This window comes from Sphingobium sp. Leaf26 (assembly GCF_001421665.1).
Lineage (GTDB): Bacteria > Pseudomonadota > Alphaproteobacteria > Sphingomonadales > Sphingomonadaceae > Sphingobium.
This window is the reverse complement of sequence record NZ_LMKV01000012.1, coordinates 704,685-720,353: the sequence shown is the minus strand read 5'-3', so window position 1 is coordinate 720,353 and position 15,669 is coordinate 704,685. Positions and strand designations below refer to the sequence as shown.

The 15,669-nt window shown below is 61.0% G+C and carries 17 protein-coding genes; 5 read left to right on the top strand and 12 right to left on the bottom strand.

Going from position 1 to position 15,669, the window contains the following annotated elements; genetic code table 11:
• Positions 1–46: 46 nt before the first annotated feature.
• Together ASE85_RS12250 and ASE85_RS12245 are read left to right on the top strand one after the other, a co-directional pair.
• Positions 47–712 carry a response regulator transcription factor gene (locus tag ASE85_RS12250; RefSeq protein WP_056688368.1) on the top strand — a complete coding sequence of 222 codons (666 nt, stop codon included), beginning with the start codon at positions 47–49 and terminating at the stop codon, positions 710–712.
• Positions 713–959: 247 nt separating this feature from the next.
• Entirely contained in the window at positions 960–2,267 is a 1,308-nt protein-coding gene (locus ASE85_RS12245; RefSeq protein ID WP_056688363.1) for a sensor histidine kinase, read from the top strand.
• Positions 2,268–2,602: 335 nt separating this feature from the next.
• On the opposite strand, the gene ASE85_RS23370 is transcribed toward ASE85_RS12245, so the two are convergent.
• Positions 2,603–2,842 (bottom strand): hypothetical protein, encoded by a 240-nt coding sequence (locus tag ASE85_RS23370; RefSeq protein WP_162237449.1) that lies wholly within the window; start codon positions 2,840–2,842, stop codon positions 2,603–2,605.
• A 431-nt stretch (positions 2,843–3,273) separates the two neighbouring features.
• Here ASE85_RS23370 and ndk point away from each other — a divergent pair, with 431 nt between their 5' ends.
• Positions 3,274–3,696 carry a nucleoside-diphosphate kinase gene (ndk, locus tag ASE85_RS12240; protein ID WP_056688359.1) on the top strand — a complete coding sequence of 141 codons (423 nt, stop codon included), beginning with the start codon at positions 3,274–3,276 and terminating at the stop codon, positions 3,694–3,696.
• 96 nt (positions 3,697–3,792) lie between these two features.
• On the opposite strand, the gene ASE85_RS12235 is transcribed toward ndk, so the two are convergent.
• From ASE85_RS12235 to ASE85_RS12195, 10 genes are all read right to left on the bottom strand, one after another.
• Positions 3,793–4,638: a sulfite exporter TauE/SafE family protein gene (locus tag ASE85_RS12235; protein ID WP_056688357.1), complete on the bottom strand. Its 846-nt coding sequence runs from the start codon at positions 4,636–4,638 to the stop codon at positions 3,793–3,795.
• Positions 4,639–4,762: 124 nt separating this feature from the next.
• Positions 4,763–5,416, bottom strand: coding sequence for a hypothetical protein (locus ASE85_RS12230; RefSeq protein ID WP_056688354.1), 654 nt, complete (start codon positions 5,414–5,416; stop codon positions 4,763–4,765).
• A 4-nt stretch (positions 5,417–5,420) separates the two neighbouring features.
• A complete protein-coding gene (locus tag ASE85_RS12225) occupies positions 5,421–6,095 on the bottom strand; it encodes a glutathione S-transferase family protein (protein WP_200928344.1) in 675 nt (224 codons plus the stop codon).
• A gap of 466 nt (positions 6,096–6,561) precedes the next feature.
• Positions 6,562–6,996, bottom strand: coding sequence for a DUF7684 family protein (locus tag ASE85_RS12220; protein ID WP_056688351.1), 435 nt, complete (start codon positions 6,994–6,996; stop codon positions 6,562–6,564).
• A 99-nt stretch (positions 6,997–7,095) separates the two neighbouring features.
• A complete protein-coding gene (locus ASE85_RS24410) occupies positions 7,096–7,809 on the bottom strand; it encodes a zinc ribbon domain-containing protein (RefSeq protein ID WP_443018524.1) in 714 nt (237 codons plus the stop codon).
• A gap of 69 nt (positions 7,810–7,878) precedes the next feature.
• Positions 7,879–8,836, bottom strand: a 958-nt coding sequence (locus ASE85_RS23520) for a recombinase family protein (RefSeq protein WP_235523508.1), incomplete at its 3' end; no start/stop codon positions are given.
• A gap of 29 nt (positions 8,837–8,865) precedes the next feature.
• A complete protein-coding gene (locus ASE85_RS12210; protein WP_056688348.1) occupies positions 8,866–9,207 on the bottom strand; it encodes an HVO_A0114 family putative DNA-binding protein in 342 nt (113 codons plus the stop codon).
• Positions 9,204–9,488 (bottom strand): toxin-antitoxin system TumE family protein, encoded by a 285-nt coding sequence (locus tag ASE85_RS12205; protein WP_056688346.1) that lies wholly within the window; start codon positions 9,486–9,488, stop codon positions 9,204–9,206. The genes ASE85_RS12210 and ASE85_RS12205 overlap by 4 nt, the downstream gene beginning before the upstream one ends.
• Before the next feature lie 44 nt (positions 9,489–9,532).
• Entirely contained in the window at positions 9,533–9,730 is a 198-nt protein-coding gene (locus ASE85_RS12200) for a hypothetical protein (RefSeq protein ID WP_056688341.1), read from the bottom strand.
• Positions 9,717–9,956, bottom strand: a complete 240-nt coding sequence (locus tag ASE85_RS12195; RefSeq protein ID WP_056688338.1) for a helix-turn-helix transcriptional regulator — start codon at positions 9,954–9,956, stop codon at positions 9,717–9,719. Before ASE85_RS12195 ends, ASE85_RS12200 begins: the two co-directional genes overlap by 14 nt.
• Before the next feature lie 1,549 nt (positions 9,957–11,505).
• On the opposite strand from ASE85_RS12195, the gene ASE85_RS12190 reads away from it, so the two are divergent.
• On the top strand, positions 11,506–13,272 hold the full coding sequence (locus ASE85_RS12190) for a ParB/RepB/Spo0J family partition protein (protein ID WP_056688335.1): 1,767 nt from the start codon (positions 11,506–11,508) through the stop codon (positions 13,270–13,272).
• 587 nt (positions 13,273–13,859) lie between these two features.
• On the opposite strand, the gene ASE85_RS23365 is transcribed toward ASE85_RS12190, so the two are convergent.
• The gene (locus tag ASE85_RS23365) at positions 13,860–14,249 is read right to left on the bottom strand and encodes a hypothetical protein (protein ID WP_056688332.1); all 390 of its coding nucleotides are present in this window, start codon (positions 14,247–14,249) and stop codon (positions 13,860–13,862) included.
• Between ASE85_RS23365 and ASE85_RS12180 the strand changes: the two genes are divergently transcribed.
• The gene (locus ASE85_RS12180) at positions 14,248–15,378 is read left to right on the top strand and encodes a hypothetical protein (RefSeq protein ID WP_056688329.1); all 1,131 of its coding nucleotides are present in this window, start codon (positions 14,248–14,250) and stop codon (positions 15,376–15,378) included. The two genes, ASE85_RS23365 and ASE85_RS12180, sit on opposite strands and share 2 nt — an antisense overlap.
• Positions 15,379–15,669 lie beyond the last annotated feature (291 nt).

The window sequence follows — 15,669 nt, the reverse complement described above, 5'->3', positions numbered from 1 at the left end:
GCGCAGCTTTAAGATTCACGCATAACAGAAAACGGACAAAAGCCCCATGCGCCTGCTGATCGTCGAGGATGAACCGAATCTGGGCCAGCAGCTCAGGAACACGCTGGAAGGGGCAGGCTATGCCGTGGACCTCGCCACCGATGGCGAAGACGGCCATTTTCTGGGCACGACCGAAAGCTATGACGCGGTCGTGCTCGACTTGGGCCTCCCCACCATCGACGGCCTCACTGTGCTGGACCGCTGGCGCAAGGAGGGAAAAACCTTCCCCGTCCTCGTCCTCACCGCGCGCGACAGTTGGTCGGACAAGGTCGCCGGACTCGACGCGGGCGCCGACGATTATCTCGCCAAACCCTTCCAGAGCGAGGAATTGATCGCCCGCCTGCGCGCGCTCATCCGCCGCGCGTCGGGCAATGCGTCGAGCGAACTCACCGCCGGCGACGTCCGCCTCGACACCCGATCGGGGAAGGTGACGCTGAACGGCGATCCGGTAAAGCTGACCGCGCAGGAATATAAGCTGCTCTCCTACCTGCTCCATCACAAGGGCAAGGTGGTCAGCCGCACCGAACTGATCGAACATATTTACGATCAGGATTTCGACCGCGACTCCAACACGATCGAAGTCTTCGTCACCCGCATCCGCAAGAAACTGGGCGCCGACGTCATCACCACCATCCGTGGCCTGGGCTACAGCCTGGACGAGCCGGGGCGCTGATTTCCTTGCACCGTTCGTGCTGTTAAGATGCTGAGCGAAGTCGAAGCGTGTCAGGTCGGATCGTCCCCCGGACGATCCTGAAACATCCGGGGGATGTTTCACCTGATACGGTATCGAAGCATCTCGCACGAACCCTTCGATATGCCACTTCGACTTCGCTCAGTGGCTATTCAGGGCGAACGGCCTTTTTGTGACTGACGCAGTAAGCCCTCCCCCCGTCCGCTCCACCGGCTCCATCAGCCGGCGCATGATCGGCATCGCCGCGCTGTGGATCAGCGTGCTGCTGATCGGCGGCGGCGTGGCGCTGGACAGGGTTCTGGCCGACGCGATCACCCGCAATTTCGACGACGGCATGAATTATGTGCTGACCGCGATGATCGCGGCGTCGGAAATCGGGCCCGATGGCGAAGTCCTGTTCAACCGCGAACTGGCCGACCAGCGCTTCCTGGAACCCAGCAGCGGCCTTTATTACCAGGTCAGCGCGAAGGGCCATGAAGACTGGCGCTCCCGCTCGCTCTGGGACCGCGCGCTCAAGGTGCCGGCCCAGCATAATGACCGCCACCTCCACACCTACAACAGCAAGCAGTTCCCCGGTGAGGATCTGCGCATCATGGAACGCACCGTCGTCCTGCCCGGCTCCAACACCCGCTGGCTGTTCATGGTGGCGCAGGCGCGCGAAGGGCTGGACGGCCAGATACGGACGCTGCGCACCACCCTGTTCAACAGCTTTGCGCTGCTGGCAGTCGGCCTGTTCATGCTGGCCACGCTCCAGACCATCTATGGCCTGCGCCCGCTGCGCAAGGTGCGGATGGAGATCATCAAGATGCGCGACGGCCAGAAAAGCCGCGTCACCGAACCCATGCCCGCCGAAGTCCTCCCCATGGTCGAGGAACTCAATGCCCTGCTCGCCCATAATGAGCGGCAGGCGGAAGAAGCGCGCACCCATGCCGGCAATCTCGCCCATGCGCTCAAGACTCCGCTGACCGTCATCATGAACGCCGCCACTGCGCAGGCGCCCGACCTTGGCGATGCGGTCATCCGCGAAGCGACGACGATGCGGCGGCAGGTCGACCATCACCTCGCCCGTGCCCGCGCCGTCGGCCGTCGCGGCGCCGCCCAGAGCCGCGCGGAAGTCTGGGCCAGCCTCACCGCCGTCGAGCGCGCCGTCCAGCGCCTCTATCCCGAAGCCCGCGTCGACATGGACGGCGACAAGGACGCCGCCGTCCGCGTGGAGCGGCAGGATCTCGACGAAATGCTCGGCAACCTCATCGAAAACGCCGCCAAATATGGCGGCGGCAGCGTCTTCGCCACGGTCGTCGCCCGCAGCGGCGGCATGGTGGAAATTCAGGTCGAGGATGACGGCATGGGCATACCGGAAGCCGACCGCGTCCGCATCTTCGACCGTGGTGTGCGTTTGGACAGCGGCAAGCCCGGCACCGGCCTCGGCCTCGCCATCGTCCGCGACGTCGCCGAAATCTACGGCGGATCGGTGACGCTGGAGGAAAGCGAGGATCTGGGCGGGCTGCTGGTGCGGTTGAGACTGCCGGCGGCGTGAGAAGAGAAGTAGATGGCCAAACACATCGTCACCCCGGCCCCTTCGGCAGGCTCAGGGCAGGCTTGATCCAGGGCCCCGCTTCTCCGCACACACCGCCCGGACACAAGAAACCTGTTCGACCGGCTGCTAAATCGAACCCGCCGCTGATTACCAGACATTGCCGATCGTGTAGCTTCCTCCGATGCTTGAAAGCCGACGACGACGGAAAACACCTGATTGTCGTGCGTCCTTCGCCGATGGCTTGGATGGGCGGGGAGCGGACTGGCGGCTTTCCGAACAACGGCCCGTGATAGCCGACGTTTTGTGCGCCGGGATGCGGCGGTGTTCGGGCAGCATCACACCTTCTTGGTGAGATAAAATGTCCAGCAAATGATTGCAATTGCGAGCCAAATCATTGCGCCGTAGAACAGTGCGGCTATGGCTTCAAAGGGATGCCAGGATACCATTACATGTTCGCCCACTGCAATTCTGAAAGTTAGCCAAGCAAAGCTGCGGCCAATTGCAAAGGCTATGCACAGGGGTATGATCCATCCCACTGAACCTAATATCACCAATGTTCGCAGCCAAATTTTCATGCGTTCATGATATCCGAAACCGGCCTATCCGCAAATGGCGAGCATAAATCAGCGGCTGAATGGCAACAAATGGTCGATGGGCGACCGACCGCTTTTTCCTGTCGGAAGCCACATGATGATCAACCTTCGAGAGGTTGGCAGGCTGTTGCCATGGCATCGTTGCCATAGCCGAAAAACACCAACGGATTGGGAAAGTGCCCGAAAACCTCTCAACCTGGGTTTTCCGTCGCCCATTGAATGACAGCTATCAAGTCATAGTCTTCTGCGAGCAGACAGTCCGCTCCCCACCCGTTTTCGCCGTCCGCTACCTGCCGGCTTGACCCGCCCGCCCGTCAGCATTCACTCCTCTAGGTTAAGCCCCTTGCGGGCCGGCGCGCTCGCGTCTAAAGGCCGCGCAACTTTATTTCCAACCATCCGGAGTATTGAGGCCCATGGCCGTCACGCGCACTTTCTCGATCATCAAGCCCGACGCGACCCGTCGCAACCTGACCGGCGCGGTCGCCAAGATGCTGGAGGAAGCCGGTCTGCGCATCGTCGCTTCCAAGCGCATCCGCATGAGCCGCGAACAGGCCGAAGGCTTCTACGCCGTGCACAAGGAGCGCCCCTTCTTCGCCGATCTGGTCGCCTTCATGATTTCCGGCCCGGTCGTCGTCCAGGTTCTGGAAGGTGAAGACGCCGTGAAGCGCAACCGCGACGTCATGGGCGCCACCAACCCCGCCAACGCCGATGCCGGCACCATCCGCAAGGAACTGGCCGAATCGATCGAAGCCAATTCGGTCCATGGTTCGGACAGCGAAGACAATGCCGCGATCGAAATCGCCTATTTCTTCAAGCCCGAAGAAATCGTCGGCTAATCACCGATCCGTTTCGACGGACGAAAAATGCCCGGCGCTCCCTATGGAGTGGCCGGGCTTTTTGTTGGGATAGCCCGCTCGCAATCACGGGAAATATCAGCGCGGCCGGGTCGGTGCCGGGGCTTCGACCTTGACCGGGTCGGGCGTGCGCGCCTTCACGAACAATTGCCAGGAGGACACCGCCAGCACTGCGGCCAGCAGCGGTTGCAGCACCTTGTCGGGCGCGTGGGACGACAGATAGCTGCCCACGATCACGCCGGGAATGGAGCCGATCAGCAGGTTCACCAGCAGCACGCCGTTGACGTCGCCCATCAGCCAGTGGCCGGTGCCGGCGATCAGCGCCAGCGGCACGGCATGGGCGATGTCGGAGCCGACGATGCGGGCGACCGGCAGGCGCGGATAGAGCACCAGCAGCACCGTCACGCCGATCGCGCCGGCGCCGACGGAGGAGAGCGACACGGCCACGCCGATCAGCGCGCCGAGTATCGTCGTGCCATAGAAGGTGGCGCCGGCCGAATGGGCAGCGCCCAGGTCGCCACGGTGGCGGAACAGCCATTTGCGACCGATCACCGCGACCGATGTCAGCGCCAGCAGCGAGGCGAGCGAGAGCAGGATGATATGTTCGGTCGACTTGCCGACGTCGCCGATCCAGCCCAGCACCAGCAGGGTGACGAGCGCAGCCGGCACGCTGCCCGCGGCCATGCGCCGGACGATCGGCCATTCGATCGTATCGCGCTTGCCATGGACGGCGGACCCGACAATCTTGGTCAGGGCGGCAAAGAGCAGGTCGGTGCCCACGGCTGTCTTGGCGCTGACGCCGAACATCAGCACCAGCAGCGGCGTCATCAGCGATCCGCCGCCAACGCCGGTCACCCCCACCAGCACGCCGACCAGGAGGCCGGCCATGGCATGGAAGAGGTCGATAGATCCCATCACGCTCATCGCGCCCGCCCTGTCCTGATTATCATGGCCCTATTATCATGGCCTGCTACCCTGCGCGGGTCTTCCACCCGTTTCGCCGCCGCAAGACAAGCGGTTTTCCTGTTTCAGGGGGTGAAGCAGGGCTTCACCGGGCCTGTGTGAGGCGCGCCCAGCGGGCGTCCACCCTCGCCTGCGCGCTGCTGACCTGAACCGATTCGACCCGCGATATGCCGCGCAGCGCCAGGCTGTGCCCCGCGATCCAGCGGCCCGCTATGCCATAGCCGATATCGTAGAGGGCGACATTATCATGCGCGTCGCCGGCCACCACGAACCGGGTGGTGATGACGACCGGCAGCCGTTCGTCGCCCACGCTGTCATCGGGCAGCTTCGCCTTGGCCCGCGCCTTCTTGAGCGCACCGTCGAACCAGCCGGCCTCGATCCGGGGATCGCCGGTGGTGTCGACCGGCGCGATACCGAGCGCGCGGGGGAACAGGATGGTCTGGCTCTGGATCACCTGGTCGGGGTCGGTGGGCCTGAGCGCGATCCGGTCGTCCTTCACCGAATCGGCGTTCAGCACCAGCGCGGCGGCACGGCTGTTGGCCTTGCGGCTTTCGGCGGCCCGTTCCGCCGCCTTGTCCGCGCGCTCATCCTTCTTGTCGGCCCAGTTGAGGTACAGGGTGAGGGCGGAAATGGATACGGCCAGCACCGCCAGCACTTCGCCCAGCGTAATCCACCGGCGGCGAATCGCGGCGGCTTCGGCCGCGCGTGTTTCTTTCGGGGTTTCGGGCGTGTCGCTCATGGCCTCACACCGTCTGCGGCGGAATTTCGAACCGGTCGATCACCCAGTCTTCCGCCTGAGCGCCGCCGATCCACTCCTGCATCCAGGGGTGGGCGATGACGGCGCGCATATAGGCTTCGGCAAAGCGGGCGACGGGCAGTTGATAGGTGATGAGCCGGGTGACGACCGGGGCAAACATCACATCCACGGCGCCGAACTGGCCGAATAGGAAGTCGCCCTCGCCACCATGGCGGGCGCGGGCCTGCGCCCAAAGCTGCATGATGCGGGCGATATCCTGCGCCACAGGCTCGGATGGCGGCACGGCAGGGTAGATTTGCCGGATGTTCATGCTGTGCTCGCGGCGCAGCGCAGCGAAGCTACTGTGCATTTCGGCGGCCATGGAGCGGGCCATGGCGCGCGCGGCGGGATCGGTCGGCCAGAACAGGTCGCCCCCCGTCTTTTCATTCAGATATTCGACGATGGCCAGGCTGTCCCACACGACGACATCGTCGCCATCCCACAGGATCGGCACCTTGCCGGAGGAGGGGGCGAATTCGTCGCCTTCGCGCCGCTTTTCCCACGCTTCGTCATAGAGGGGGACGACCACCTCGTCGAACGGCAGGGCGGACAGCTTGCACGCCAGCCAGCCGCGCAGCGACCAGCTCGAATAGGCCTTGTTGCCAATGAACAGCTTCATCATGCCGCCTTCTTAGACGGCGGATGCGCGGCAAGTCGAGAAGGAAGGTCCAGCGCCGGTAAAATGTGCCGGGCCGGGATCCAATCCAGAATAATTCCGTGTCGATTTTCAGATACCCATCGAAAATCAGATGAGCCGATGGCCCCCGCAGAGGGCCATGGTTCGGTCATGCCGGAATCACGAATCACATTGGTTTCCCAATTGCTTATATAGCCATGTCAGGCACAAGGGAGCGGACCAGGAGTGGCGCTGGGTATGCGGATCAAACAGGGTGCCGCCAGTATCCAGCGGGCCTGCTCACAGGCCGACCATCCTCCGCTGTCTTTTCATCAGGCTTGGCTGATGATCGATAAGCGAACGTGTGCTTCGGAGCATGGTCCGCAGATAGCTACCGTTCGCGTTGCGCCTCCTCCCGACCAATTTTCGCCGTTGTCATGTCGTCCTGCGGCTCCCCAAATCGGACGCAGGATCAGGTCTCGTCGACCATTGTTTGGCTCTCATCATAAAGCTCTAATGTGGCGACTCGTCGCTCTTCGCGCGCCACATGCACGATCACCGTGTCCAAAAGTTCGATGTCAGGGTGCGACGCACAATTACCAGCGAACCAAAGAGCCTCTGATAGCGGCTCTTTGTCATGCCATGTCGTCATCACAAACCTGTCGTCCGGAATTTCCCCGAAATCAAAGGCTTTCAAGTTGGCCCAATCTACTGTGTCGTGCCAAGCCTCGCAGTCGATACCCCAAGCAATAAAGTAGAGGCATCCGCTCTCCAAGAGCCAAGAGGCCACTTCATTCCGCCACACTTCGCTCACAGACTGTTCGGAAATCAAAACAGCTCGGTAAGGCCGAACCTCTGCACTGGGCAGGGGATGGTCGAGCGATAGATGCAGATAATTTAGCGTCATCGCGCAAGTTTAATCTCGGCTCTACCAAGTGCAAGCGGAACGGCAGCTAACGGCCCAGCGCGACCAAAAAGCCGCCATTCCGCTAACCACCCCTTTTCGTCATTCCCGCGAACCCGAAGCCGCCTTTGTCGTAACAGCGGCTACAGGTCGAGGGTTGACTTGCACAAAGTCGAGAATGCCCATGAGCGCGCCATGGAGCGTGGCGTGGATTTCTCCGCGCTTATCGCCCGGATGCAGGACGATCCGGTCGATTAGTGAGCGGATGGCCTCCGAGGCGTCGAGCCGGGTTTCCGGGTCTTCGAGCGCTTGGCTGAATCGATCCATCTGCCGGTTATAGATTTCAGCAATGCCGGGATGCACGTCGGGGATTGCTTGCGGTGCCTGTGCCATGCGGGCAGCAATATCGGCCTTCTGTCGTTCAAGCTCGTCCATGCGGGCCTTCATGGAAGGTTGATACAGCCCGTCCTCGATGGCGGACATGATCCCGCCAACGGCGCGTTCGATCTTCTCCACCGCGCGGGCATCCGCGTCCATCTGCGTCCGCTGTTCGCGGTTCTTGCGGTTGATATATTCGGCATAGGCGGAGACGGCGGCTTGCACCTTGTCCGGTGAGACCAGTCGTTCGGCAAGGCCCGACAGCGCACGCTGTTCCAGCTTTCCGCGAAGGATGGTCCGGTTGTTGGCACAGATATGGCGACGATGATGGTTGAGGCAGCCATAGCGACCGTTGACGGCCACTCCGATCTTACCGCCGCACAGACCACATTCGATAAGACCGGACAACAGATGGACAGGGCGGCGGGCCAGATGCATGCGGCTGGCCTGTGTGGCATGGACGCCGTCGATCGTCGATTTATACCGGACAGCCAAGGCATCCTGCCNACAGATGGACAGGGCGGCGGGCCAGATGCATGCGGCTGGCCTGTGTGGCATGGACGCCGTCGATCGTCGATTTATACCGGACAGCCAAGGCATCCTGCCTGTCCTTGACCGCCTGCCACAGATCGTCACTGACGATGCGCAGTTGCGGCATTTCAACCCGGATCCATTCGGACTCGGGATTGGTCCGGCTGATCCTGCGGCCGGTGCGCGGATCCTTGAGGTAATGTTTGTGGTTCCAAACCCGCAAGCCAGCGTAGAGTTCGTTGTTGAGGATACCCACGCCCTGGCAACGCTTGCCGATCATGGTCGTGTCGCTCCACGCGCGTCCGGCAGGGCCGGTGACACCTTCCGCGTTGAGATCGCGGGCGATAGCGCGGGGACTCTTGCCAGCAGCAAACTCGCGAAAGATGCGGTTCACCACCAACGCTTCGGGCGGCTCGATTTTGCATTCGCCGCGCACCAGTTCCCCTTCGCTCGAAAGCCGCCGAACATTGCGGTAACCATAACCCACCGGCCCCGCCGAAAAACCCTTTTCCACCCGCCCGCGCTGACCGCGATGGGTCTTCTTCGCCAGGTCCTTGAGAAACAGCGCGTTCATCGTTCCCTTGAGGCCGACATGCAATTCGCTGATCTCGCCTTCGGCCAGCGTCACCAGCGGCACGCGCGCAAACTGAAGATGCTTGTAGAGCGTCGCCACGTCCGCCTGATCGCGCGACACACGATCGAGCGCTTCGGCAACAACGATGTCGAACTTACCCGCCTGCGCGTCCTGGAGCAGCGACTGGATGCCCGGACGCAGGATCATGCTCGCACCCGAGATCGCGGCATCCTGATAGCTGTGGACGACATGCCAGCCCTCACGCTCGGCGCGCTCGCGGCAGATGCGCAGCTGATCCTCGATCGACGCGGCGCTCTGCTGGTCGGAGGAGTAGCGGGCATAAAGAGCAATACGGGTCATGAGAAAAGCTCCTGTGATCCATTCCGCCGTCAGGCGGCCTTGGTCAGCATGAAATCGACATGGACGCCATCATAGGGGAAGACGATGCCGCGCCCCTCCTTATGGATTACACCAGCGCTAATAAGCGCCTGCACGTCGCCATGCACCGCCTTCATATCCCGGCCCACGCGCCGCGCGGCCTCACGGATCGACATGACGCCTTGTCCGGTCATCGCCTGGATCAAATCCCAGCGCTTACGGGTGAGCGTCTGCCACAGCAGATCGGGACTGGCGAAGCTATGATGCGCGCCCTGGGCCTCGCCCGCGAAAGCGGCAAGCGCACGGCGCGTCACATCGTCGCGGCTGGCGACGGAGAGCGTCACGATGTTCATTCTGGCCTCCACTGTTCCACGTCCTTCCAGAAGTCCGCCAGCAATGCAGCGGGCGTCGTGAAGGCATAGGCCGTTTCGCTCTCGCCGATATGTCGGTGATCGCCCTTGCCCGCCTCATTGTCGTAGCGCAGCACGCAGATACTATCGACAATATAGGCGAGAGCATATTTGAGATCGTGCATCGATCCCTTCACCGGCTGCGGCACCCGCCAGATACGAAGCTCCACGAAGGACTTCGCATCAAGCTGGTGACGTTCGTTGAGCAACGGTTCCGCCTTCATGATGGGTTATATGCCATCGAATAGCATTGATGTCAATGGCTCCATCATTCTGTTTCGTCCGGCTCATTGTCGTTGGCCGCCCTGCACGCGCGGATATGTTGGCGCGCAATATGGCGACCGATAGACTCCGCGATGCGGATCAGCGCCGCATCTATGTCCACGCTGGGCGGCTCAGGGCCCGTCCCGTTATCGTTGGCGGCGGCCAGTCGATTGGGCGGCGCGGCGTTGTCACCCTTCTCCATGGCCGGACTTCCAAAGCGATGGAGGATTGTCGTTGTCCGGCCGGTAAGCGGCGGGATCGGCGACCCAGCGATTGACGGCGGACTCATGCCAGCCAGCGCCATGGACGCTGATTGGCACTTGCCGGGGGAATGTCCCTTCCGCGATCTTGCGGTAAATGGTGGACCGGGAAAGGCCGGTACGGTCGAGAACGGTTTTCAGTCGAATGATACGATCGGTGTTGGGCATAAGAGAGCTTTCAAGTCATGCGTTGCCAAAGCCCCCTAAAGCCAGAATTGGCGGAGTTTTCGCGCAAGACAAGACATCCATTGCAGCCTGTCAGGCCGCCCGGATACATGTCGTAGGGCTGTAGAGGGACGGTGAGGGACATCGGCGGACGTAGAGGGAATTGGCGGGGATTTGCCTGCCTCATCACCCATGCGCATTTTCTCAGGCACTGTTGCCTGATTGCCACGATTTTTACGCTCGCCGGTCCCCGCAGATCGTCTGAGCTATGATGTATTTAGCATATCCATCGTCCTTTTCGATGGCCTGCCCGTCGCGAATCAATCTGCCTCAAACGATCCCACCCCGCAAGGGCGCGGGTACTGAAGTGCCGACTGCGCCAATATCGCGCTAATTCCTCCAATTGTGTTTTAAAACTGCCGAGGCGCGCCTGCTATGTTGGCATGACGGGGGCGCTTCCTGCCTTACAGCCGCGCAGGCCGAATTGACGCGCCGAAAACGTCCGACTGCGCTATTGCTACGCGTCGCTGTAGAATGATGTGTCCCCACCACCATCGCCGCGATAAAAGAGATGTGGCGGGAACCGGTAAAAGCTATCGACGCTGCAAGCAGGCGTCGAGGTTGCGCGGGTTAAGGGGCCTTCCATTCACCGCCACAAAAGAACGGGTGATCTTCACCGCAGTTGCCCCATAATCATGCGGTCAAAAAATGGCCCGCCGCATCCGCACATAGATGATCGAGAAGAATTGCGGCTTGGCGGGTTCCTGGACAGGTGCGACCTCCAATCCTGCTGTGAAAACGAGGTATGAGGGTCATCACTCCATCCAGCTTAGCCCATTTTCCCGACATACGCCGCCCGCAGACAGCGCATTGAGCCTGTCGCGCTCGCTTCGGTGGCCGCTTCACATCCAACAGTTCCAATCTCCTTTTGGGCGACACGGTGCTGCAAAGTGCCATTACTGTCCCAAACCGTCGCCCGCTCAGCCGTATCCGTGCGATGCAACGCAGATGAAATGCCAATCTATTCCGTTGTGGCTCCCAGCGGGGTAAGCCTACGTCGGGGATAGTGGCATGTTCGCGCCCGCCTGACTTTAACACACAGGGCTTTCTGCCAACATGGAATTGATTGGAAGCCCCCCCCCTTACAATAGTTCGCTGCAAGGTCGCCATGGCAGGGCTTGTTCTCATGAACCGATGGCGGGCGTTCCCGCGCATTCCGCACGGACCGCGCTCTATTCCGCTTCGCTCCACCGAGCCACCGCTGCGCGCCGTCTCGTCGCCTTCGGCGTCACGATCGCATGACGCGGGGGATCGCCAGGTCAATCCCCATGGGGACATCGCGGCGACCGCGATGGCGTTAAGCGGCTCCGGCAAGCGGTGTGGGCGTCGCTACCCTCTAGGCCCGTCGCGGCGGACCGCAACCCGGCGGTGCCGGGTCTTCCTCTTCGTTTCAGCCTTGCAGGTGCAGCCCGCCTCTGCCGACGTGCCTTCCGGTCGCTCTTGCCGCCCACCCCGCATTCCGGGGCCGGTGTTTTGGCAAGGAGTAAAGGACATGGAACTCAAGCATATCGACATCGCCTGCCTCTCGGTTTCGCCCACCAACATGCGCGGCGTGAAGAAGGCACCGGACCTCGACAACATCCTCCCATCGGTTCGGGCAAGGGGCATCCTTGTGCCTCTGATCGTGCGACAGAACGGATCGCCGACCACCTACGAGATCGTTGCGGGCAAGCGGCGCTATCATGCCGCGCTGGCGATTGCGGAGGAAAGCGGGAGCATCGACCCGCTGCCCTGCGCCGTCATGGAAGCGGGCGATGACGCGGCAGCGCTGGAGGCCTCCTTGATCGAGAACATCGCACGTCTGGACCCCGACGAGATGACCCAATGCGAAACTTTCACCCGGCTGGTCCGGGAGGGGCGCAACGTGGAGGACATTTCCCTTACCTTTGGTCTGACGACCTTGCAGGTGAAGCGCACTCTCGCGCTAGGCAATCTCATGCCGCGAATCCGCAATCTCTATCGGTCCGACAGGATCAATGCCGTCACTGTCCGGCACCTGACCCTTGCCACCAAGGGGCAACAACGGGATTGGTTGGCATTGTTCGACAGTGAGACCGATCACGCCCCAATGGGTCAGAATCTCAAATCATGGCTGATGGGTGGCGCGGCCATTTCCACCAAGGTCGCGCTGTTTGACCTTGCCACCTATTCCGGCGAGATCGTCTCCGACCTGTTCGGCGACGACAGCTATTTCGCGCGTCCCTCCGATTTCTGGACGGCGCAGATGGCGGCGGTCGAGGAACGAGCCGCAGGCTATCGCGCAGCGGGATGGCCGGAGGTCGTCGTCATGGAGCGCGGCGAATATTTCCACACGTGGGAGTATGACCGCTGCCCGAAGAAGAAAGGCGGGCGGGTCTATGTCGCCATCAGTCATCGCGGCGAGGTCAGCTTCCATGAGGGGTATCTGACCACTAAGGAAGCCCGGAGGCGCGAGAAGCATGTTGAAGGGGGCGATGCCAGAACCAAGCCAGCGCGCCTGGAGATTAGCGCGCCGATCCAGAACTATGTCGATCTGCACCGTCATGCCGCTGTGCGCGCTTCCCTGCTTTCGCAACCTGCCATGGCGCTACGTTTGATGGTCGCCCACGCGATCGTCGGTTCGCCGATGTGGCGGGTGGATGTGGAGAAGCAGCGCGCCAACACGGACGCCATCGCCGAGAGCGTGGAGGTCTGTGTTTCGGAAGCGATGTTTGACGCCGGAAGGCGCGAGGTACTGGCGTTGCTGGGGTTCGATCCCGACACGCCCACCGTCACGGGTGGCTATGCGAGCGACGATGGCCTGCCGGGATTGTTCGTCCATCTGCTGGAATTGCCCGATGAGGCGGTGCTGTCGATCCTCGCGATCGTGATGGGCGAGACGCTGACGGCGGGAAGCGCGATAGTCGAATTGGTGGGCGCATTGCTCAGCGTCGATATGGCGGCGGTCTGGCAGGCCGATGATGCGCTGCTCGATAGCATCCGCGACAAGCAAGTGATCGGCCGTATTGTCGCGGAGGTCGCGGGCGATGCCGTAGCAACGGCCAATGCCGGAGAGAGCGTCAAGGTGCAGCGCCACATCGTGCGCGATTGTCTTGCGGGAACGGGCGGACGCGCCAAAGTGGATAGCTGGGTGCCGCGCTGGATGGCCTTTCCGCCTTCCAGTTATACGGACCGGGGCGGCGCCGTTAGCGTAGAACGGTGGAATAACATTTCCCGTTTGCTCGATAGCGAAACCCAGGCTTGCGATGACGAGCAACGGCCCTTGGCGCAGGCGGCTTGATTGTGACGAACCCGGCGACGTTTACGCCTCCGGGTTCCTGTTAGAGCGACCTCCATAGATATTCGCGGTGCATTCTACAAAAATTCATGCGTCCGGCTCTACCGGACGCATTTCTTCCGATTGTCGTGCAATGGCCGTTTGCACCCTGTCTGCTTTCGGATCCGCAACCCGCGATAGCGGCCCTTCCTCCCACTGCCACTTGACCAAGAAGCCTCTCAGGTCAGGGCAACGCTTCGAGGAGTGCAGCTGAAAGGGGTCTAATGAGGCTATCAAGTCCGCGTGCTCGACGAGAGGGAAATAGCGTGCCTCGCTCGCGATCTGAGCCGACCGAACTTACGGTCTTCAAGCTCCAGGGACCCGGTCGGCGGAGGCTCCTCGTGTATCGACAAATGCTTCCAGTTGACCCGCCAGTGATATTCTTCGACGCGACCGCGACCATGTTGAACTCGCTCCTGGCTGTGAGGAGCAGGGGATCGGCCTATGGCGTTGACGTAGCAGATCACGTGGCAAATGGTTGCCATTTTGTTCCCATTTGCTAAGTTGCCGGAAACAGACGGAGCGGACATATGGCATTACGCGTTTCCTCGCTAACCTTTGTCGGATTTTACCTTAATTCTCTGATCCAAGAACATCCGGGCGACCTCGAATTTGACGAGGTCTATCGAATGATCGAGGCAGGATCGGTGCTTGAAGATCTGGCGGCCCGATATCCTGGCGAAACCGACTTCAGTTTGTTTGGTCCTACAAGTGATCAGCGCGGGCCGCTTATCGCTGCCCTTCAGGACGCGGCCGGGGGATTGGAGGGTCGAGAGCGTCGTAAGGTCGGGATTGATCGTTGCGGCTTGAACCTTCTGATGGCCTTTGTCCTGGAAGCAATCCAGCGAGTGGGCCGGGAATAACCGGTTACGCTGTTCTCTTGCCTTGGTACGGCCATAAGCGCTCAACAGCGCAGCTTGGCTTTCCGTTTCCATCGACATGCATGAGGTCGCCAGCGTCGAGGCGCTCTATTTCTACGAAGCCACGGCCAATGGCCGTTATGTTCCGAAAAGGAATGGGAGGTTTGAGAAGATGCCGTCACGTTTTCCTTGGAAAGGGAACTATCAGAAAGTCCCGCCGAATGTCCGAGCATCTGTTGATGCCATCGACGGTGACCTGATCGCGGTTGCAGCGACGAAGAAAATATCCCGCGATGATATCGCCGCAGGCCTGTACGCTCATGTTGGCTTGCGGATCGAGAACGGCGAAGTTGTTACATCTGGCACGGTCCCGCCCCCTGCTGACGCTGGTAAATGGTCGGAACGAAATGCTTTAGGCTGGGATCGCAAGCGCCAAGACTGGCCTATGGTTCAAAAGACATGGACCTTTGAGTCACCGAATTTTGGCGATGGCGCACGCAATGGGTGGACGATGCGTTCTTGGACAAAGGACGTTTATCAACACCAGATTTTCGAGCCACAGGGAATGACGGTTGAACCAAGCGTACTTGAAGATCGCGGCGGCAATGCGGTCGTGGTGAAGTTCGCTCTATCTCCGATGCTAGAACGGGGAATGCCTGAGTTCGACCTGATGTTACTTTGGTCGATCAACGTACTCCAAGAAAATAGCGGGGTTACCGGTGCATTCGCGAGCGATGCGAGCAGAGAGGAGTACGCTGCTACAATCACACTCGACTGGCAGATATTCCCGCCAGGTACGGCTGATGAGGTTGTGGCGCGGCTGGTAGGATCGGCGCACCCAGCCAACGCACCAGATTTCGAGAAGCACGTGCGAGAGCGGGTGCGACTGTTCGAGGAGTTCCGGCCGAAGGCTTACATCCGTGGACAAGGTGGCTTCGGATCTTATTTCGGAGCTCAGTTTGCCGACGATTTAGTCGTGTTCGAGAACTTGAAGTATGGCAACGCCATTTATCTGCTCTACCAGGATTGGAGCGAGATATCCCAACGATCGCGTCTTGACCTTCTCCGCGACCAAGACGCTCACTTCGATCGGGTCGTGCATACGGACGGATGGCAAGCGCGGCTGACTGCTCTGCTCCATGATAAGCTGTTCGAGCGCGGATTGCGAAGGCGACGGAACGGTTACCGGCCAAAACGTCGCGGTCGATAATGATTGGAAGCACCAGACCGGATAAAAATCCGCATTGAACGATTGACTAAGTAACCACCTCAGCGCGGACGTATATCAACAAGAAGGGGGCAAATTCGTATGGCAAGATGTACTGCACCGACTAGAGGGCACCGTTCAGCGGCAGCGGCAGCCGATTGTCCTGCCTGTGGTGGTCGGTCGAGAGGTTATGGTGGATACGGCGGTTACAGCGGCTACGGAGGCTATAGCCCTACCCCATCCCCCTCTTCATCCGGTGGCACCGGGCGGCGCAGCTCAAAGCCGCGTTGGTCC